The organism is Ruminococcus sp. AF17-12 (assembly GCF_003479245.1).
GTDB lineage: Bacteria > Bacillota > Clostridia > Lachnospirales > Lachnospiraceae > Blautia_A > Blautia_A fusiformis.
The window spans coordinates 78,046-98,211 of record NZ_QUGY01000009.1; the positions used below are offsets into that span (position 1 = coordinate 78,046).

15 protein-coding genes and 1 pseudogene are annotated in these 20,166 nt (G+C 42.8%); 14 read left to right on the plus strand and 2 right to left on the minus strand.

The annotated features are described in order from the left end of the window. The first annotated feature begins 80 nt into the window (after window positions 1–80). The 10 genes from cls (at window position 81) to DWW77_RS11300 (ending at window position 13,231) form a co-directional block, all read left to right on the plus strand. On the plus strand, window positions 81–1,655 hold the full coding sequence (gene cls, locus DWW77_RS11255; protein WP_118608712.1) for a cardiolipin synthase: 1,575 nt from the start codon (window positions 81–83) through the stop codon (window positions 1,653–1,655). A gap of 101 nt (window positions 1,656–1,756) precedes the next feature. Then, window positions 1,757–3,184: a tRNA (N6-isopentenyl adenosine(37)-C2)-methylthiotransferase MiaB gene (gene miaB / locus DWW77_RS11260; RefSeq protein ID WP_118608713.1), complete on the plus strand. Its 1,428-nt coding sequence runs from the start codon at window positions 1,757–1,759 to the stop codon at window positions 3,182–3,184. A 232-nt stretch (window positions 3,185–3,416) separates the two neighbouring features. Beyond that, a complete protein-coding gene (locus tag DWW77_RS11265; RefSeq protein WP_118368760.1) occupies window positions 3,417–3,728 on the plus strand; it encodes a metal-sensing transcriptional repressor in 312 nt (103 codons plus the stop codon). A gap of 36 nt (window positions 3,729–3,764) precedes the next feature. After that, the gene (locus DWW77_RS11270) at window positions 3,765–6,326 is read left to right on the plus strand and encodes a heavy metal translocating P-type ATPase (RefSeq protein ID WP_118608714.1); all 2,562 of its coding nucleotides are present in this window, start codon (window positions 3,765–3,767) and stop codon (window positions 6,324–6,326) included. Between the two features lie 262 nt (window positions 6,327–6,588). Then, window positions 6,589–8,001: an amidophosphoribosyltransferase gene (locus DWW77_RS11275; protein ID WP_118608715.1), complete on the plus strand. Its 1,413-nt coding sequence runs from the start codon at window positions 6,589–6,591 to the stop codon at window positions 7,999–8,001. Window positions 8,002–8,207: 206 nt separating this feature from the next. Continuing rightward, the gene (locus DWW77_RS11280) at window positions 8,208–8,888 is read left to right on the plus strand and encodes an HAD family hydrolase (RefSeq protein ID WP_182431217.1); all 681 of its coding nucleotides are present in this window, start codon (window positions 8,208–8,210) and stop codon (window positions 8,886–8,888) included. Next, the gene (gene thiD, locus DWW77_RS11285) at window positions 8,885–9,688 is read left to right on the plus strand and encodes a bifunctional hydroxymethylpyrimidine kinase/phosphomethylpyrimidine kinase (RefSeq protein ID WP_118608717.1); all 804 of its coding nucleotides are present in this window, start codon (window positions 8,885–8,887) and stop codon (window positions 9,686–9,688) included. Before DWW77_RS11280 ends, thiD begins: the two co-directional genes overlap by 4 nt. Before the next feature lie 4 nt (window positions 9,689–9,692). Then, window positions 9,693–11,483: an aminopeptidase P family protein gene (locus DWW77_RS11290; protein WP_118608718.1), complete on the plus strand. Its 1,791-nt coding sequence runs from the start codon at window positions 9,693–9,695 to the stop codon at window positions 11,481–11,483. 101 nt (window positions 11,484–11,584) lie between these two features. Continuing rightward, window positions 11,585–12,583 carry an adenosine deaminase gene (gene add, locus DWW77_RS11295; RefSeq protein ID WP_118608719.1) on the plus strand — a complete coding sequence of 333 codons (999 nt, stop codon included), beginning with the start codon at window positions 11,585–11,587 and terminating at the stop codon, window positions 12,581–12,583. 114 nt (window positions 12,584–12,697) lie between these two features. Beyond that, complete coding sequence (locus tag DWW77_RS11300) at window positions 12,698–13,231, plus strand: methylated-DNA--[protein]-cysteine S-methyltransferase (RefSeq protein WP_118608720.1); 534 nt, start codon at window positions 12,698–12,700, stop codon at window positions 13,229–13,231. 117 nt (window positions 13,232–13,348) lie between these two features. Here the strand turns inward: DWW77_RS11300 and DWW77_RS11305 are convergent, their stop codons facing one another. Together DWW77_RS11305 and DWW77_RS11310 are read right to left on the minus strand one after the other, a co-directional pair. Beyond that, window positions 13,349–14,143 (minus strand): hypothetical protein, encoded by a 795-nt coding sequence (locus tag DWW77_RS11305; protein ID WP_118608721.1) that lies wholly within the window; start codon window positions 14,141–14,143, stop codon window positions 13,349–13,351. Further along, window positions 14,140–14,679, minus strand: coding sequence for an RNA polymerase sigma factor (locus tag DWW77_RS11310; protein WP_118608722.1), 540 nt, complete (start codon window positions 14,677–14,679; stop codon window positions 14,140–14,142). Before DWW77_RS11310 ends, DWW77_RS11305 begins: the two co-directional genes overlap by 4 nt. Window positions 14,680–15,419: 740 nt before the next feature. On the opposite strand from DWW77_RS11310, the gene DWW77_RS11315 reads away from it, so the two are divergent. The 4 genes and pseudogenes from DWW77_RS11315 (at window position 15,420) to DWW77_RS11330 (ending at window position 20,161) form a co-directional block, all read left to right on the plus strand. Continuing rightward, a complete protein-coding gene (locus DWW77_RS11315) occupies window positions 15,420–15,959 on the plus strand; it encodes an RNA polymerase sigma factor (RefSeq protein ID WP_055056185.1) in 540 nt (179 codons plus the stop codon). Next, the gene (locus tag DWW77_RS11320; protein ID WP_118608723.1) at window positions 15,953–17,059 is read left to right on the plus strand and encodes a DUF4179 domain-containing protein; all 1,107 of its coding nucleotides are present in this window, start codon (window positions 15,953–15,955) and stop codon (window positions 17,057–17,059) included. The genes DWW77_RS11315 and DWW77_RS11320 overlap by 7 nt, the downstream gene beginning before the upstream one ends. Window positions 17,060–17,504: 445 nt before the next feature. Then, entirely contained in the window at window positions 17,505–18,338 is an 834-nt protein-coding gene (locus tag DWW77_RS11325; RefSeq protein WP_118608724.1) for an AraC family transcriptional regulator, read from the plus strand. Window positions 18,339–18,793: 455 nt separating this feature from the next. Next, window positions 18,794–20,161 (plus strand): annotated as a pseudogene (locus DWW77_RS11330) (MFS transporter). Window positions 20,162–20,166: the final 5 nt, after the last annotated feature.

Below are 20,166 nucleotides of genomic sequence, written 5' to 3' on the forward strand. Positions count from 1 at the left end.
TTGTGCGCAAAAATCCCTGGCTGTATGGTCAGGGATTTTTAATTAAATAGAAACAGGAACGTTTGACGAAGGAAAGAAATATGAATTTGTTTATTAAACTGATTATCAAACCATTGCGATCGCTCCTTAAATTATTATTTAATCGAATTTTTTATGTAGCTCTGGCTCTTGTTGTGCAGCTGGCATGGTTGCTGATCGCCCTTTTCCGGCTTATGGAATACTCCAGATGGGTGACGATCGGAATGCAGGCCATAGGTTTTCTGGTTGTTCTGTGGATCGTAAATAAAAAGATCAATCCATCTTATAAGCTCGCCTGGACGATGCTGATCCTTATTTTTCCGGTATTTGGTGTTTCCCTGTACCTTCTTTTCGGTAAGTCACGGATCGGCACTGTAATGGAGCAGCATTATCAGAATCTTATTGATGAAACTGCTGAATACCTGGAAGGCTCAGAGCTCACAAGAAAACGTTTAAACGAAGACGACCGTTCCATGAGGATCCAGTCGGATTACATCTGGCAATATTCAAGATATCCGGTTCACGAGAATACCACAGCAGAGTATTTTCAGGTAGGAGATGATATGTTTCCGGTTCTGGTGCATGAACTGGAGCAGGCAAAGCATTTTATTTTTATCGAATATTTCATCATAAATGATGGGGTAATGTGGCAGACGATCCTTAATATCCTTGAAAAAAAGGCTAAAGAAGGAGTGGATGTCCGACTGATCTATGATGGCTTCGGCTGCCTTACCACATTGCCATACAAGTATGATCAGGAGATGCGCCGGCGAGGAATCAAATGCGAAGTATTCAACCGGTTCCGTCCGATTCTTAATATAATCCAGAATAACCGTGACCACCGTAAGATCTGTGTGATCGATGGCTGGACCGGTTTTACCGGCGGCATCAACCTGGCTGACGAATATATCAATCAGCGAAAACGGTTTGGCCACTGGAAGGATACAGCCGTTATGCTGAAAGGAGAAGGCGTCTGGAATATGACAGCTATGTTCCTGTATATGTGGGGAATCGTTACCAAAACAGATACTTCTCTTGATTTCGGAAATTATGTTCCGCACAGGTGGCACCCCAACGAATTTCCGGGAAACGGTTATGTCCAACCATTCTGCGATTCCCCCCTGGACGATGAGATCGTAGGAGAGAACGTTTATCTTAATATTATCAATCGCGCCAAAAACTATGTTTATATCTGCACACCATATCTGATCATAGATAATGAGATGATGACCGCCCTGTGCCTCGCTGCAAAAAGCGGTGTGGATGTCCGGATCATGACACCAGGTATCCCGGACAAAAAAATGGTATTCCTGCTGACACAGTCTTATTATAAGCAGCTTCTGGAAGCAGGTGTAAAGATCTACGAATACCAGCCGGGATTTTTACATGCAAAATCTTTTGTCTGTGATGACAAAGTAGGCGTCGTAGGAACCATAAATCTGGATTACCGAAGCCTTTATCTGCATTTTGAAGATGGTGTCTGGATGTATAAGAATGATGTGATCCTGGACATCCGGGATGATTTTACAGAAACTCTGGAGTACTGTGATCCCATTGATCTGGCATTCTGCCAGAAGAGAAATATTGTGGTACGTGCCATTCAGAACGTACTGAGAGTTTTTGCACCGCTATTATAAAAACTCTTTGACAGACAACTGTAAATTCTGTATGATATATCAGACGGGAGTTCAATGCTCCCGTCTGATATTGTCTAAAGAAAAATAATTTATAGATACATATGAAATTTTTAGTTATTGGAGGAATTGATTTGAGCCAGAACAAAGAAACAGAGATCCAGCTTCAGTACATTGAAAAATGTAAAGAACTTCTTGCCAAAAGCAGTACGAAACGTCCCACCTTCCACATCCAGAATGAAGGATGCCAGATGAACTCCATCCAGACAGAGTCTATTGCGGCCATCATGGAAAAAATGGGATATGAAATGGTAGATACCGAGGATGCTGATGCAGTTGTATTTAACACCTGCACAGTCCGGGAAAATGCCAATCAGAAGATCTATGGACATCTTGGACATTTAAAGAGCATCAAACGGGAGCACCCGGATATGAAGATCGTACTGTTCGGATGTATGATGCAGGAGCATCACGTAGTGGAAAAGATCCGCAAGGATTATAAATATGTAAATCTTGTATTCGGAACCCATAATATCCACAAATTCCCCGAGCTTTTTTACCGGACGCTGCAGACCGACGACCAGATCATTGATATCTGGAAGGAATCCGATGAGATCGTAGAGGGCATGCCAACTTCCCGCAAATACTCATTCAAAACAGGAGTCAGCGTAATGTTTGGCTGCAATAACTTCTGCAGCTACTGCATCGTTCCTTATGTCCGCGGCCGCGAAAAGAGCCGCGAGCCACAGGCCATCATTCGCGAGATCGAGGAACTGGTCGCAGATGGCGTTACTGAGATCATGCTTCTTGGTCAGAATGTAAACTCCTACGGAAAAACTCTGGAAACACCGGTAACCTTTGCAGAACTTCTGAAAGAAGTGGAAAAGATCGAAGGGCTGAAGCGTATCCGTTTTATGACTTCCCATCCGAAGGACCTGTCCGATGAGCTGATCCAGACCATGGCAGAGAGCCAGAAGATCTGTCACCATCTGCATCTTCCGCTGCAGTCCGGAAGCAGCAGAGTCTTAAAGGAAATGAACCGCCGTTACGACAAGGAGAAATATCTGGAGCTGGTAGATAAGATCCGTAAGGCGATCCCGGATATTTCGCTGACAACAGATATCATGGTCGGATTTCCGGGAGAAACAGAAGAAGATTTCCAGGAAACACTGGATGTTGTAAAAAAAGCAAATTACGATACTGCCTTCACATTTATTTATTCCAAACGAAGCGGAACCCCTGCAGCCGGCATGGAAAATCAGGTGCCGGAGGATGTGGTAAAAGACCGTTTCAGCCGTCTTCTTACCCTAGTACAGGAAAAGGGCCGGGAAAATTCCTCCCGTTTCCAGGGAACCATTCAGGAAATCCTGGTAGAAGACGAAAACCGGGAGAAAGGCACTCTTACTGGCCGTACCCAGCATAATCTCTTGGTTCATTTCCCGGGAGAAAAAGATCTCATCGGCAAATATGTAAAAGTAAGCCTGGATACCTGCAAGGGATTCTATTATTTCGGACATATCGTGGAAGAGTAGAATTATAGACAAGTCCCCACCCACTGCTTATTGCTTTTCGCAACCCCGTTGGGGACTTACCTGATTCGGCTAATTATAAGTTTATATTGCCCGCTCATTGCCATTATCGGATGAGCGGGCTTTTTTATTATAAAAATATTGTTTCTATTGACAAATACCCCATGAGGGTATATATTATTTCATATAAACAGGATACCCCATGAGGGTATTTATGGGAAAGGAGAGACAGCTTATGTCTGAAAAGAAAGTCTGTCCCTGCTGCTGTGAAAAACACACTGCGCGTTCAGAAGAGGAGAAAAAAAAGCTGATCAACCGTCTGAAACGTATTGAAGGCCAGATCAGAGGCATTATAGGAATGATGGAGAATGATGCCTACTGTAATGATATCCTGATCCAGTCTGCTGCAGTCAATGCTGCAGTGAATGCGTTTAATAAAGAGCTGCTTGCCAGCCACATCCGCACCTGCGTTGCCCGGGATATCCGGGAAGGTAAGGATGAGACCATTGATGAGCTGGTAGCAACCCTCCAGAAGCTGATGAAATAAAGGGACAAACTGGATTTTAGGAGGTACTGAAAGAAAATGGAACAATATAATGTAACTGGTATGAGCTGCGCCGCCTGCTCTGCCCGTGTGGAAAAAGCCGTATCGAAAGTTCCGGGGGTGAATAGCTGTTCCGTCAGTCTTCTGACCAACTCCATGGGAGTTGAAGGAACCGCTTCATCCGGTGAGATCATTGCCGCAGTGGAAGCCGCCGGATATGGTGCATCCTTAAAGGGCGGAACTGCCGGAGCGAAGATTTCCATGTCTGCGGCAGAAGAAGCGCTGGAAGATCATGAAACTCCGATCCTAAAGAAACGTCTTATCACATCCGTGGGATTTTTGCTGGTGCTGATGTATTTCTCCATGGGGCACATGATGTGGGGATGGCCACTGCCGAAATGGTTTGACGGCAATCACGTAGCCATGGGACTGATACAGCTGCTCCTGGCTGGTATCATTATGGTGATCAACCAGAAATTTTTCATCAATGGATTTAAGAGTCTGTGGCGCCGTTCCCCAAATATGGATACTCTGGTAGCTCTTGGCTCCATGGCATCCTTCCTGTGGAGCGTCTATGCACTGTTTGCCATGACAAGAGCACAGGTAGATGGAGATTCTGCTGCAGTTATGAATTATATGATGGATTTTTATTTTGAATCTGCAGCCATGATCCTGACACTGATCACCGTAGGAAAAATGCTGGAGGCCCGTTCTAAAGGAAAGACAACGGATGCGCTTAAAAGCCTTATGAAGCTGGCACCCAAAACTGCGGTCGTGGTACGAAAGGGACAGGAACTTACCGTTCCTATTGAGCAGGTTCAGAAAGGAGAAACCTTTGTCGTCCGCCCGGGAGAGAATATTCCGGTGGACGGAGTGATCCTGGAAGGAACCACCGCAGTCAATGAATCCGCACTGACCGGCGAGAGTATCCCGGTTGATAAAGAAACTGGAGATATGGTTTCTGCGGCAACTGTGAATCAGTCCGGATTTATCAAATGCGAAGCGACCAGAGTGGGAGAGGATACCACTCTTTCCCAGATCATCAAAATGGTCAGTGATGCGGCAGCCACCAAGGCACCGATCGCAAAGATCGCAGACCGTGTTTCCGGTGTGTTTGTACCGGCAGTGATCACAATCGCAGTGATCACAACGATCATCTGGCTTCTTGCAGGACAGACCTTCGGTTATGCTCTGGCAAGGGGGATTTCCGTTCTGGTCATCAGCTGCCCCTGCGCACTTGGCCTTGCAACACCGGTTGCCATTATGGTCGGCAACGGTATGGGTGCCAAAAACGGAATCCTTTTCAAAACAGCTGTTTCCCTGGAGGAAGCAGGAAAAGTCCAGATCGTCGCACTGGATAAAACCGGAACCATTACAAGCGGTCAGCCGGAGGTAACAGATATTCTCCCGGCAGAGGGAGTTACAGAAACAGAGCTTCTCTCTCTGGCCTGTGCACTGGAGAAAAAAAGTGAACATCCTTTGGCAAAAGCCGTTCTCAAAAAAGCCGAGGAAGAGAACCTTGCCACAGGTGAAGTAACCGGATTCCAGGCACTTCCGGGAAACGGACTTTCCGCTATACTTGGAAGTGACAAACTGACAGGCGGAAGCATGAAATTTATCAGCAGCCAGACAAAGGTTTCCGCAGACCTTAACAGGAGAGCCGAGCAGCTTGCAGAGCATGGAAAAACGCCCCTTCTTTTCACACGAAACGGTAAACTTCTGGGAATCATCGCAGTTGCGGATGTGATCAAGGAAGACAGTCCCCGTGCAGTAAAAGAGCTTCAGAACATGGGAATCCGTGTAGTTATGCTTACCGGTGACAATGAGCGTACCGCAAAAGCCATCGGAGCTCAGGCAGGAGTTGACGATGTGATCGCAGGAGTTCTTCCGGATGGAAAAGAAAGTGTGATCCGCGCTCTGAAGGAGCAGGGAAAGGTTGCCATGGTCGGTGACGGTATCAACGACGCGCCGGCACTTACAAGAGCCGATATCGGAATTGCCATCGGTGCAGGAACAGATATTGCCATTGATGCGGCAGATATCGTTCTGATGAAGAGCCAGTTAAGCGATGTTCCAGCGGCAGTACGTTTAAGCCGCGCCACACTTCGGAATATCCATGAGAATCTTTTCTGGGCATTTTTCTACAATATAATCGGCATTCCCCTTGCAGCAGGTGTCTGGATCCCGCTTTTCGGATGGACCTTGAATCCGATGTTCGGAGCTGCGGCCATGAGTCTTTCCAGCTTCTGTGTTGTAACAAATGCACTACGTCTGAATCTGTTTCAGATCCACAATGCAGCCAAAGACAAAACGATCAAAAATCCGGTAACATTACACATCAGTCATGATGAAAATATAAAAGAAGAAAAGGAGAACAAAACAATGGTAAAGGTAACGGTCAATGTAGAAGGAATGATGTGCGGACACTGTGAGGCCCACGTAAACAAAGCCATCCAGGCAGCTTTCGGAGCAGAAGATGTAGTTTCTTCCCACGAGAACGGAACAACTGTATTCTCTGTACCTGAGAAGGTTGACGAAGCAAAGGTTGAAGAAGTGATCAAGGAAGCCGGTTACGAGTTTAAGGGAATCACCCAGGAATAAACCGGATTTTTAAACCACATATTTGCCAAATGGCCAAAAGAAACAGTTCTGTAAAAGCGGAGCTGTTTCTTTTGGCTCATACAGAAAAAATTTTCCACTTCTATAAATCCGGCTAATATCTTTATAGTTTATTCTGAAAAAGCAGGATTATCCGCCAAATTGGTTTTTATTTTCAATTCTCTTATGCTATACTGATAACGATTATGGATGTACGAACGATAACAGGAATCGTTAATACTATGGAAGCAGAGAGGAGCACATTATGAGCGGATTTTTTGGAGTAGCATCGAAAAGCGACTGCGTACTGGAACTTTTTTACGGAGTGGATTATCATTCTCATCTGGGAACACGCCGCGGAGGTATGGCGGTTTACGGAGAACGTGGATTTGACCGTGCCATCCACAACATTGAGAACACGCCTTTCCGTACAAAATTTGACGGAGATGTGGGTTCCATGAAGGGAAATATGGGAATCGGATGCATTTCTGATTATGAGCCTCAGCCCCTTCTGTTCAGTTCCAGGATCGGCAGCTTTGCCCTCACTTTTGTGGGAAAGATCAATAATTATGATGAACTTCTGCAGCAGCTGTACAATACGACCAAGGTACATTTTCAGGAGATGACCAACGGAACAGTCAATGTGACCGAACTGATCGCTGCACTGATCTGTGAAAAGGACAATTTTGTGGAAGGTATCCAGTATGTACAGGGCCTGATCGATGGCTCCATGACTCTGCTTCTTATGACAAAAGACGGAATTTATGCAGCCCGTGACAAGATGGGACGAACTCCTGTGGAAATTGGCCACAAAGAAGGGTCATACTGTATTTCTTTTGAAAGTCATGCCTATATCAACCTTGGATACGAAGATTATAAAGAGCTAGGCCCTGGAGAGATCGTATTCGTAACAGCAGACGAAGTTAAAACTCTGGTTGAGCCTGGAAAGAAAATGAAGATCTGTTCTTTCCTCTGGGTTTACTACGGATATCCGACAGCCTCTTATGAAGGTGTAAATGTAGAGGAGATGCGCTACCGCTGTGGAAGCATGCTTGCAAAGAGAGACGGCGATTCCGTGCACCCGGATATTGTAGCCGGTGTTCCGGATTCCGGCATTGCCCATGCCATCGGATACGCCAATGAATCCGGCATTCCTTACGCAAGACCTTTCATCAAATATACACCAACCTGGCCCAGATCTTTTATGCCGACCAATCAGAACCAGCGTAACCTTATTGCAAAAATGAAGCTGATCCCGGTACGTGCGCTGATCAAGGATAAAAAACTTCTTCTCATAGACGACTCCATCGTACGTGGTACCCAGCTCCGCGAAACAACTGAATTTCTGTACCGCAGCGGTGCCAAGGAGGTTCATGTCCGTCCTGCCTGCCCGCCGATCATGTACGGCTGCAAATACTTAAACTTCTCACGTTCCAAATCTGAGATGGAGCTGATCGCCCGTCAGGTGATTGAAAAAAGAGAAGGCCCCAACTGTCCGCAGGAAATTCTGGATGAATATGCAGATCCACATACAGAGAAATACGAGCAGATGGTACAGGATATCTGCAAGATGCAGAATTTTACCACTCTCCGTTATCACAGACTGGATGATCTTCTGGAATCCATTGGAATCGATCCTTGTAATGTATGCACATATTGTTTTAACGGTAAAGAATAAAAAATATTTTGAAAACAGAGAGTTACTGTTTCAGATGAGCCTCATTAACTCCCGGTTGCATTTTGGGAATCTGCGGCTTATAATAAATGCGGATATATCTTTTGTGATATATCCGCGTTTTTTATGTCAGTTTTTTATGTCATGGAAAATTATTTCGTAATGTTCCAATGACAGAGTATCACAAAAAATTTTTCAGGAGTATAAACATGATTTTTCCTATAAAAGCCATGATATTTGATGCAGATGGTGTCCTTCTGGACTCGCTTTCTGTCTGGAAGGAGCTTGGAAAACGATATATTACAGATCTGGGATATCAACCGGTTGCGGGAATGGACGAAATCCTTTTTCCCATGAGTATGGAGCAGGGAGCGGCCTGGCTGAAAAACAGGTTTACTCTTGCGTATTCCGAAGAAAAGATCGTGATGGATCTGAAAGCCCGGATCCGTAAATATTATTTTGAAAAGGTCCCGGCAAAATCAGGTGCCAGGGAGCTTCTTCAATGTCTTACAGAACAGAAAATCCCGGCTGCTGTGGCAACCTCAAGCCCCAGGGAACATATCTGCCGGGCACTGGAAAGAAACGGACTTCTTTCTTTTTTTAATAAAATCTATACCACCAGTGAGATCGGAGAAAGCAAACATTCTCCGAAGGTCTATTTTACAGCAGCAGAAGCACTGGGATCGGAGCCATCCCGGACACTGGTTGTGGAGGATTCGCTCTACGCGTTGCAGACTGCCGGAAAAGCAGGATTTCTGACTGCCGGTATTTATGACGCATTGGGAGAACCGGATCAGGAACAGTTGAAAAAGGATGCCTATATCTACTGTCGGGATCTGACAGAGTTACAGAATCATATATTCACAGAAAATGGAGGAAACCAAAGATGAAAACAGCATTAACCATCGCAGGCAGCGATTCCAGCGGAGGAGCCGGGATCCAGGCCGATATTAAAACCATGATGGCAAACGGAGTATACGCCATGAGTGCCATCACCGCACTGACTGCCCAGAACACCACCGGTGTCACAGCCATCCAGAATGCAACCGCAGAGTTCCTGGGTCAGGAGCTGGACTGTATTTTTACGGATATCTTTCCGGATGCAGTAAAGATCGGAATGGTTTCCGAAAGTGATCTGATCCATATGATCGCAGGAAAACTCCGACAGTATCGGGCAAAAAACATCGTGGTGGACCCGGTTATGGTTGCCACCAGTGGTGCAAGACTGATCAGTGAGGAGGCGGTGGATGTTCTGAAGGAAGAACTGTTTCCTCTTGCAGATCTTCTCACCCCCAATATCCCGGAAACCGAGGTGCTTACCGGAAGGAAGATCAAAAGCGCCGATGATATGATCGAAGCTGCAAAACAGGTTTCCGAGCAATATCACTGTGCAGTTCTCTGCAAGGGCGGACATAAGCTCAATGATGCCAATGATCTTCTCTATGTAAATGGAACATATCAGTGGTTTGAGGGAAAAAGGATCGACAATCCCAACACCCACGGAACAGGATGTACTCTTTCCTCAGCCATCGCTTCCAACCTTGCAAAGGGATTTTCCATGGTGGAATCTGTAAACCGTGCCAAGGACTATATTTCCGGAGCCCTTGCTGCCATGTTAGATCTGGGAAAAGGAAGCGGCCCTATGGATCATGGCTTTGCGATAAAGAACAGTTATACAGAGGAGGCATAAGATTATGACAGTTACAGAACGGATCACAGCTCTTCGAAAACAGATGAGGGAAAAGGGAATCGATGCTTATCTGGTTCCGACCGATGATTTTCATGGTTCTGAGTATGTTGGAGATTATTTTAAATGCAGAAAATACATCACCGGATTTACCGGTTCTGCCGGAACTGCCGTGATCATGCAGGACATGGCCGGACTCTGGACAGACGGAAGATATTTTATCCAGGCTGCACAGCAGTTAGAGGGAACTCCGGTTACTCTGTTTAAGATGGGAGAACCGGACGTACCAACGATCCACAAATTCCTGGAAGAAAATCTGAAAGAGGGAATGTGTCTCGGCTTCGATGGCCGTACCGTAAGCGCAGAAGAAGCAGAGACGCTAGAAAGAATCCTTCAGAAAAAACAGGTACATTTTTCTGTAAATGAGGATCTCATCGGAAATATCTGGGATGATCGTCCAGCACTTTCCTGTGAACCGGTAATGGAATTATCCGAAAAATGGGCCGGAAGATCCAGAGCAGACAAGATCCGTGAGATCCGCAGCAAACTGAAAGAGAAGGGCGCAGACCTCTTTATCCTCACTTCCCTTGATGACATTGCATGGCTTTTAAATATCCGCGGAAATGATATCCACTGCTGCCCGGTAGTTCTTTCCTATCTTGTGCTGGATGACAGTGAGCTCCGTCTTTTTGTCAATGAAAAAGCCTTTTCGGATTCTGTTAAGGAAGCACTTTCCAAAGACGGTATTGCCATTTATCCATATGATGATATTTACACCTATGTACAGACGATTCCCGAAGAGAAAAAGGTATTTCTTTCCAGAAGCAATGTAAACAGCCGGCTGGTCAGCAGTATTCCAAAGACGGTAACGATCCTGGACGGTGAAAATCTGACCCTTCTCCCAAAAGCCATCAAAAATGAAACCGAAGTCCGGAATGAAAAGACAGCCCACCTCAAAGATGGCGTTGCAATGGTGAAGTTTATCTACTGGCTGAAGAAGAATGTGGGAATGAAGGAGATCACCGAGCTTTCCGCTGCTGATAAGCTCTATGAATTCCGTTCCGTACAGGAGAATTTTCAGGGAAACAGCTTTGATCCCATCATTGCCTACGGTGCACATGGAGCCATTGTCCATTACAGTGCAACAGAAGAAACCAATATTCCACTGGAGCCAAAAGGGCTGGTTCTGATGGATACAGGCGGACATTATCTGGAGGGCACTACTGATATCACCCGCACCGTTGTACTTGGCCCGGTTACTGAAAAAGAAAAAAAATATTTCACAGCAGTACTCCGTGGACACCTGAACCTGGCAGCAGCAAAATTCCGTTACGGCTGTACCGGCCTGAATCTGGATGCCCTGGCTAGAGGACCTCTCTGGGCTATGGGAGAGGATTACAACCACGGAACCGGCCATGGCGTAGGTTATCTTCTCAATGTACACGAAGGACCGCAGAGCTTCCGCTGGAAAAGCCCTGCTGAGCTTCCGGCTCCTGTTCTGGAAGAAGGGATGATCACCTCCGATGAACCGGGATATTATGCGGAAAATGAATTCGGCATCCGTCACGAAAATCTTGTAGTTTGCAAAAAAGCCGAAAAAACATCCTACGGCCAGTTTATGAAATTTGAGCCACTGACTCTGGTCCCATTTGATCTGGAAGGTATCGATCCGGAACAGATGGAAGCAGGAGAGCGCAAATTGCTCAATCAGTATCATGCCCTTGTATACGAAAAGATTTCTCCGTATCTGAATGAAGAAGAGCAATCCTGGTTAAAAAAAGCCACACAGGAAATATAACCCGGAATTCACCTTAATATTTCCTTCCGACAGATACCATAAGAAACGCAAAACCATTTCAGGGATAAGAATAAATCCAACCAGGGAGGTACTTAGCGCCTATGAAAACAGAAAATAGAATTGATCACTACATCGATCTCCACGCACATCTGGACGGCTGCATTACCACAGAGATAGCCAGAAAACTTGCCGCATTGCAGCAGATCACGCTTCCGGTTGCCACAGATGAAGAGCTTCTTTCTCTCCTTTCTGTGCCGGATACCTGCGAAAATCTCAATGATTTTCTGAAATGCTTTGACCTGCCTCTTTCCCTTCTTCAGACAGAAGAGGCATTGGAAGAGGCTGTTTATCTTATCCTTTCTGAAATGGAAGAAGACGGTGTGATCTACGCAGAACTTCGTTTTGCCCCACAGTTCCATACACAGAAGGAAATGACTCAGGAAACAGCGATCCATGCTGCATTACGTGGTCTGAAAAGAGCTCCCATCCCCGGTAATCTGATCTTATGTTGTATGCGCGGTGATCTTAACCAAAAAGAAAATCTGGAAACTCTGGAGCTGGCCAAAAAATATCTTGTTGAAGATGGCGGCGTGGTTGCTATCGATCTTGCAGGAGCCGAGGCACTCTTTCCAACAGAAAATTACGAGGCTCTTTTTGCAAAAGCAAGAGAATATCAGGTTCCATTTACTATCCATGCAGGTGAGGCCGGAAATGCAGAGGATGTAAAAACAGCTGTCCATATGGGTGCAGTTAGGATCGGCCATGGTGTAAGGATTGCAGGAAATAAGGAAGTGATACAGCTTGTAAAGGATAATGGGATTTTTCTGGAAATGTGTCCTACAAGCAACCGCCAGACAAAAGCTGTGGAAGAAATGTCTGATTATCCGCTGAAAGCATTTCTCGAAATGGGACTTAAGGTAACCTTAAATACCGATGATCCGGCGATTGAAAGAACAACCCTTTCCCGGGAATTCCGATATATGGAATCTCTGTTAGATCTTACCCAGGAGCAGAAAAGGCTGCTGCTTCTGAATTCTGTGGAGGCAGCCTTTACTTCCAGGAACAGAAAATGGAAATTGAAAGAACAGCTTCTTTTCTGAACCTTGGAAGCTACGATCACATTAACATAATTCTTACTGTATGCCATCTTGACATTGACCGGTATTCTGTTCATCATATATGGGAGAATATGATTTTTGAAAGGCAGGTTGAAAATGATCTATATCTCTACATATTTATCACCTCTGGGAAATAGTTTACTGGCTGCCGATGATATTGGGCTTACCGGTCTGTGGTTTGAAGGCCAGAAATATTTTGCCAACACACTTCCTGATACGAGAATAGTGCAGGAGACGAAAATCCTTACAGAGGCAAAAAAATGGCTGGATATATATTTCTCCGGTGAGGACCCCACATTTACTCCCCCTCTTCATCCTTCCGGATCCGCATTCAGACAGGCAGTATGGCAGATTTTATTACAGATTCCTTATGGGCAGACGATCACATATGGAGAGATTGCACGAAGAGTAGCTGAAATGCAGCAGCTTTCTCATATGTCTGCACAAGCTGTAGGCGGTGCAGTTGGACACAACAAAGTTTCTATTATCATTCCCTGTCATCGTGTAGTAGGCGCAAATGGCAGCCTGACAGGATATGCCGGAGGCCTTGACAAAAAAATAGCGCTTCTTGAACTGGAGCATGCAGATATGAGCCGTTTATTTATTCCCGGGAAGGGCACTGCACTGTAGCATGTATTGGAAGCCTATCAGTCTGTGCACGTCAACTCATTGAAACCGCCGTGTACCAAACGGTACGCACGGCGGTTTCGATAAAAGGGCGGGAGCTAATCACTCCCTCCTACTCGATTATCTTCTGTTATTAATAACCTCTCTCGCCATATCTGCAAGTTCTCCGGCAGATAATTTTCCATCTCTTTGCAGCAAATCATACTGGATACCATCCTTATTCCAGTTAACGCTTTGAACCTGACTGACTTCAATCTGAGAAGCACTGTCATCGTAACTGAATACAACTTTTCCACTGGACTGGTCTTTTTTATCTTGTTCTGTCAATTCGTAATCATCTGATACCACTTTATTTATATAATGTACATAATACAAATTTGTTCCATTTACAGTGGCAATAATATCACCTGACGGAGTAAGTTTTGAGTTAAATTTCTGCTGTGCAAACGATACAACATCTCCATTCTTCTGATAATCAAAGGACACAGATTTAAAATTCTCAATTACATTTGCATTGCTATCCTTAAAGCTGTTTTTTATAATATTGCCCTTTTTGAAGCAGTACCCGTTCTCAAAGGTATCAATCAATACCGGTCTATACCCAATATCCTTTGTAATCTGTTCTGACGTTGGAAGAGATGTATAATCAGCACGTGATGCAGATGAACCTGTCCACATTGAAATCTTTCCTGTTGCTGCCATAGCCGTAACTCCAATTGTAAGTGTTGCAGCTATCAACAAAGGTAATATTTTCTTTTTTGATCTCATAGTCGTTTGCTTCCTTTCTGTATCTGCGAAGTCAAGTTTTGCATAAACTCTCTGTCTGACATTCTCTGTATCAATATCAAGAGCATTGCAGGAAATATCTGCCTGTTTTTGTATTCCCAATTCTTTAAGCAAATTTTTTCTTCTCATAATTTTTCCTCCGCATCCGATAACATTTTTCTGAGTTTTCTTTTTCCTCTTGAAAGTCTGGTCTTAACTGTAGAAATATTAAGTCCCATTGCTTTTGAAATATCCTTGATTTTTTCATCAAATTTATACCGCCTTACAAAAATCTCGCTGTCAGGTTCGCCAAGGCTCATAACTGTTTCCCATACATAATTATTGTGAAAATTCTCTTCCATGAAATTTTTGTCATCTGACAGTTCAATATCTTCAAGAGATGTATGATCCATCTTTCTGTTTATCCGTTTCAGAGCAAAATTCCGGGCAACAGCAGCAAGATATGACCGTAATGTACCTTTCTGCAAATCGATCCTCCCGGTATTCTTCCAAAGTACAACAAACACATCTGCCACAATTTCTTCAATATCCTCTTTCGGCAGTGAATTGCCGGCCATATGATACAAAACAGTACTCAAATACGGCGTATAAATTCGGATTGCTTCATCTATTGAATTTTTTTCTCTGTTCCTGAGACGCTGCAAAAGTTCTTCTTCATCTGTCATATCAATCCTACTTTCTTTTTAATATTTTTAAAAATTAAAAGCTTTTAACCTTTACATTCTTATATATCCTGTCAAAGAGCAAAAAGTTTCAATTTTAGAAAATTATGATATTGATACACTACTTTACAACTTTTTTATAAAAAAATATCGTACAGGATTTCCTGATGTATAATGAATTTGGCATAAAACATTACAAAGGAAAGTGACCCTGTACGGCAAAAACATTATACAGCGAAAAAACACTGATAGGTAGACTTCAGCAATATTTTTTGATCTATTTTGAAACTTTTTCTGTTCCGACAGCAGATACCTTATTTCTGCTGATATTATCTATACTGAGCCGCACACAACGGTTCCAACTATCTGAATGGACACTGCTTTGTGAGAGTCATGCTCTGCGTACCTGTCTGGAATGGGGATAAAGTATCTCATCTTTCATTGCACATATACAGAGAAACTGGGTGAGAAAACAGTAAAAGCATATCGGATTGATCTAAGCAGTGTTTGGTTTTGGTCGCCTGTGAAGAGCAAGACAAAGAGAAGCTTGAGGAATATATTACGGAATTACATAAAAAGCACAAACAGGACAGAGATTAAAAAAAGTGGATCTTTCGTTGGCAATGGAAGAGGCAACGGAAAAAAATACTTTGATGAGAACCGATTTCCTTTCCGATGCATCTAATTAGTGTAAAAGTAAACATGAGTAGTAATCCAGCTGGACAAAAGGAGAAGACAAAGTTATGACAAAAGATGTATTTATTAAGGAGGTTCGGGATGCAGAAGCCATGCTGTATCATATATCAAAGTCCATTCTGAAGAATGACTCTGATTGTGGGGATGCTGTGCAGGAAACAATTCTTAAGGCATATGAAAAACTTCCCACTTTAAAGAAAGAAAAATATTTCCGAACATGGATCACAAGGATATTGATCAATGAATGCAAAGGGATTCTTCGGAAAAGAAAAAATGTTATTCCATATGAAGAATATATGGACAATATGAAAATGACTGAGGAGGACAGATACAGTCATCTGTATATGGCGATTATGGAACTTCCGGAGGATCTGAGGGTTTTGGTAACATTGTATTATTTAGAAGGATTTTCATTGAAAGAGATCAGTGAGGCTCTGGATATTCCGGAAGGAACGATCAAAAGCAGACTTTCACGTGCAAGAGAGTTTTTGAAGGTGCAGTTATCCGAAGAAGAGAAAAGACCGGCAACTGGGAAAAACAGCAAGCAATTAAAGAGAATAACAGGAAAGGGGAAAATGTCATGTTAGAGAAGAAATGGAATAATATCGCACCGGAAGTACCACAGGATTTTCATAATAAATTTGAAGATACACTAAAACAGATTGAACAGGCGGATTCAGTTGATAAAAAATACAAAAGAAAAAAAATCAGTGGACGATTATTGATTGCAGCAGCAGTAATCTGTACTGGTATGGCTGTTACTGTGGCTGCAAAAGAGTTCTTTAAATGGAATGATTACCTGGTGAAAAGACTGGATCCATCGGAGGAACAGCAGGAGACACTGCAGGAATCAACTTATATTCAGAATATAGACCAGTCTGTAACACAAAATGGTGTGACGGTTACCCTGACAGATTCTATTCAGGATCAGGGATTCCTGTATGCTTTTTTTGAAGTGAAAACAGATGACAGTATTTCTATGACTGATCATACTTCTTTTGAGGAGATGACACATTTTAAGATCGATGGAAAAGAAGTATATGCAGTGGACGATAACAGATTTGGAAGTTTCAGTACTGGGGTAGGACAGGATGTGTTACTGAAAACAGATCAAAATTCTGCACATCTTAAACATTTTAACGCCTGTATATCTTATGACAGTGATTATGATCTGAGTAATAAAACAGTAGAAATCACATTAAAGAATCTTACGGAGGAAGGAGATTATGATAAGACAGTCATTACAGATGGAACATGGGACTTTAAATGGACTCTGGGTGCAGTAAAGCCTCCGACAACTCTGGAAGTGAACCGGAAATGTGATTTTGGAGGTTATGAAATCACAGTGAAAAAAATGGAAGTAACGCCCCTTTTATGGTCATTATATCTTGATTATGATGAAGCTATGAAGGTGTATGAAGATGAGAAAAACAAGTTTGAGTATGCAGGTACGGACTATGGCATGGATCTTTATGCCAGAACTAGTATTGACCAGGTGCGTTATAAAGATGGAACGGTTTTAACACTTGATAGGACCATGGGAGGCATCGCTGGCGGTGGAGAAAAACAGGATAAGGAAAAAGGTGTCCTGATCATCAGAAACAGCTTCCCGCAACTGGTTGATGTAGATAACCTGCAGGCGGTACATTTTGGGAATATTGACCAGTGGCTTGAAGTGCGGGAATAAAAGTTTTTTCGGTGATACAGAAAAATCCTCCCATAATTAGATAATGAGAAAATACAAAAAGAACCGATACAAGGTCTTTGCAAGACTGATATCGGCTCTTTTTGGCTAAGTCTGCCAACTGTAAAATTTTGTTTATATATTAACGCATCCTGTTCATGTACAGGAAACGAATTCTAGCGTATACTGAAATTATTGATTACAAGGTCTACATGAACTGCAAATACAGATTCCGGGTTATATCCGGAAGCCATATTTTGCACTTACCGGTAAAATCTGTAATAGTTGGCATAAAAATTGATTACATATTCGATATAAGCTTTAAATCTTTTCATTGTCGGTTCCTCCTTTCTTTATCTTATGGCTGTATTATAAAGCAGGTTAACCGGGAATTCATGCCAAATAGAAAGAAAAAACAGACAAATCTTGCCAAAAAAGGAGCGGATAAATGTTTCCTGTATATGAGGAGAAAAAAGAAAACCTTCATTTTAGAAGTAAAACGTCCAGACATGCTTCCCCACACCTTCATAACTCCATAGAATTTATATATATTACAGAAGGAACCCTGGAGCTTGGGATGGGGCAGGAACTGTATCATATGGATAAGGGGGACTTTGCAGTAATCTTTCCGGATGTGATCCACCATTATCAGGTGTTTTCACCAGGGATAAACAGAGCCTGGTATCTGTGGGCAGGGATGACGCTGACAGGACAGTTTGCAGATACAATACAGAAATCATGCCCGGATAATCCAGTAATCACATCGAAGAATTTACACCCGGATATCCGGAATGCAGTTAAATGTCTTTATGATAATAAAAAAAGAAAAGATAAGAACCCTGTTGTTGAACAGGCGTATGTACAGATTCTGCTTGCAAGGAGCATCCCCTGTTACAGACTGGCGGAAAAGAGCAGTGTGGAGAGCAGTGATATTATCTATCAGACAGTATCTTATATTGCAAAACATTTTAAGGAACCAGTCTCGCTGGAATCCATGGCAAAAGATCTGGGGATAAGCAAATTTACACTTTCGCGGGTGTTCTCAGGGACTTTCCACAGGAATTTTAACCAGTATCTTAATGAGCAGAGGCTCAATTATGTCTGTGTACATCTGGAGTGTACAGATAAAAGCATCACGGATATATGGCTGGATGCTGGCTTTGACAGCCAGAGGACATTTAACAGGGTATTTCGGGAACGGTACAGGATGACACCCAGAGAGTATCGTTCCCTTTATAAAGAAAAATACATTTTACAGACACAGGAAATGGAGGAATTGTGAGATACAGTTCTTCCGGTCAGATTGAATAAAACTATCCTGAACAAATACAAGGTTTTTATATTTTGTATTTTGTACAGGATAGTTTTTTTATACCTATACAGAAATACGGAAAATCTAAAAAAAAGATATCCAAAAAAGCAATTGTAATTATATACAAAAATTACACATAAAAATTATGCAATTATAACATTGGTAAAAAAAACGGGCCTGAAGCTTTACGAGAATTTTATAAATTGAAAAATTTTGTGCATGTTTTGTCAAAATCTGTTTATATGAATTTAACAGAGAAAAGGATATAATTTTCATCGAACAAGAGATGCGTAGGAAATAGCAGATGTGAGAACAAGAGGAAGAGACAGGGAGACAGAAGCAGAGAAGCAGAAAGCCATCAGATATCTCACAGGTTTAAACGCATGAAGACAACCTGGAGAAACCAGGAGAAAGCGAAGGGAAAAATGGAAGAAAAGAAGTACTTGAAATGGTATAACAAAGTTGGATATGGTTCAGGAGACATGGCTGGAAATGTGGTATATTCATTTCTGTCATCCTTTATCATGATCTATCTGACCAATATAGTTGGTCTGAATGCAGGTATCGTCGGAACACTTATTGCAGTATCCAAACTGTTTGACGGTGTAACGGATATCTTTTTTGGAGCTATGATCGATAAAACAAAGAGCCGTCTTGGAAAAGCAAGACCCTGGATGCTTTACGCATACATTGGCTGTGCGGTAACCCTGATAGCAAACTTTGCTATTCCGACTAACATGGGAAAATTTGCACAGTATGCATGGTTCTTTATTGCATACACCCTTTTAAATGCCGTATTCTTTACTGCAAACAATATTGCTTATGCGGCACTTGTAGCATTAGTAACCAAGAACAGTAAGGAACGAGTTGAGATGGGATCCTGGAGATTCATCTTTGCCTTTTCAACTGTCCTTATTATTCAGTCAGTGACAGTTAAGTTTGTACAGATCCTTGGAGGCGGGGCATACGCCTGGAAAGTAGTTGCAATCGTGTTTGCGATTGTAGGTGTCATTGTAAATACCATCTCTGTTTTCTCTGTAAAAGAGCTTCCGGAAGAGGAACTGAATGGTGATGGGGTTGTTGATGACGAGATAGAGAAATATGGTCTTGTAGAGGCAGCAAAACTTCTGTTTTCTAACAAATATTACATTATGATTTCCGTAACATATATTGTACAGCAGACATACTCTGCCATGCTGAACATGGGTATCTACTATATGACATATGTCCTTCTTAATGAAGATCTTTATGCTGTATTTTCCTGGGCGATCAATATTCCACTGATCATTGCACTGATCATAACACCTACCCTGGTAGCAAAATGGAAAGGACTTTACAAACTGAATATTGTAGGTTATGCAATTGCAACTGTCGGAAGAGCACTTGTTGTTGTTGCAGCTTATATGCACAGTGTACCTCTTATGATTCTCTTTACTGCTGTATCCTAATTCGGACAGGGACCATGGCAGGGAGATATGGGAGCAGTTGTGGCAAACTGTTCTGAATATACTTACCTTACAAAAGGCAAAAGAATTGATGGAACCATGTATTCCTGTACATCTTTCGGAACCAAGCTTGGTGGTGGAATTGGTACTGCACTGACAGGATGGCTTTTAGCTGCAAGTGGATTCAATGGTGAAGTTGTTACCCAGTCTGCATCCTGCCTGAATATGTTACATTTCATGTATCTGTGGTTCCCTGTAATCCTTGCTTTAATTATCACGTTCATCATGACAAAAATGAATGTAGAAAAAGCAAATGAAGAACTGAAAAGCAGAAGATTAAAAGGTTAAAATGG

Bases quoted from the DNA above. Each gene is read 5' to 3' on its own strand.
- cls (WP_118608712.1), top strand. From the start codon at position 81: ATGAATTTGTTTATTAAACTGATTATCAAACCATTGCGATCGCTCCTT.
- miaB (WP_118608713.1), top strand. From the start codon at position 1,757: ATGAAATTTTTAGTTATTGGAGGAATTGATTTGAGCCAGAACAAAGAA.
- DWW77_RS11265 (WP_118368760.1), top strand. From the start codon at position 3,417: ATGTCTGAAAAGAAAGTCTGTCCCTGCTGCTGTGAAAAACACACTGCG.
- DWW77_RS11270 (WP_118608714.1), top strand. From the start codon at position 3,765: ATGGAACAATATAATGTAACTGGTATGAGCTGCGCCGCCTGCTCTGCC.
- DWW77_RS11275 (WP_118608715.1), top strand. From the start codon at position 6,589: ATGAGCGGATTTTTTGGAGTAGCATCGAAAAGCGACTGCGTACTGGAA.
- DWW77_RS11280 (WP_182431217.1), top strand. From the start codon at position 8,208: ATGATTTTTCCTATAAAAGCCATGATATTTGATGCAGATGGTGTCCTT.
- thiD (WP_118608717.1), top strand. From the start codon at position 8,885: ATGAAAACAGCATTAACCATCGCAGGCAGCGATTCCAGCGGAGGAGCC.
- DWW77_RS11290 (WP_118608718.1), top strand. From the start codon at position 9,693: ATGACAGTTACAGAACGGATCACAGCTCTTCGAAAACAGATGAGGGAA.
- add (WP_118608719.1), top strand. From the start codon at position 11,585: ATGAAAACAGAAAATAGAATTGATCACTACATCGATCTCCACGCACAT.
- DWW77_RS11300 (WP_118608720.1), top strand. From the start codon at position 12,698: ATGATCTATATCTCTACATATTTATCACCTCTGGGAAATAGTTTACTG.
- DWW77_RS11305 (WP_118608721.1), bottom strand. From the start codon at position 14,143: ATGAGAAGAAAAAATTTGCTTAAAGAATTGGGAATACAAAAACAGGCA.
- DWW77_RS11310 (WP_118608722.1), bottom strand. From the start codon at position 14,679: ATGACAGATGAAGAAGAACTTTTGCAGCGTCTCAGGAACAGAGAAAAA.
- DWW77_RS11315 (WP_055056185.1), top strand. From the start codon at position 15,420: ATGACAAAAGATGTATTTATTAAGGAGGTTCGGGATGCAGAAGCCATG.
- DWW77_RS11320 (WP_118608723.1), top strand. From the start codon at position 15,953: ATGTTAGAGAAGAAATGGAATAATATCGCACCGGAAGTACCACAGGAT.
- DWW77_RS11325 (WP_118608724.1), top strand. From the start codon at position 17,505: ATGTTTCCTGTATATGAGGAGAAAAAAGAAAACCTTCATTTTAGAAGT.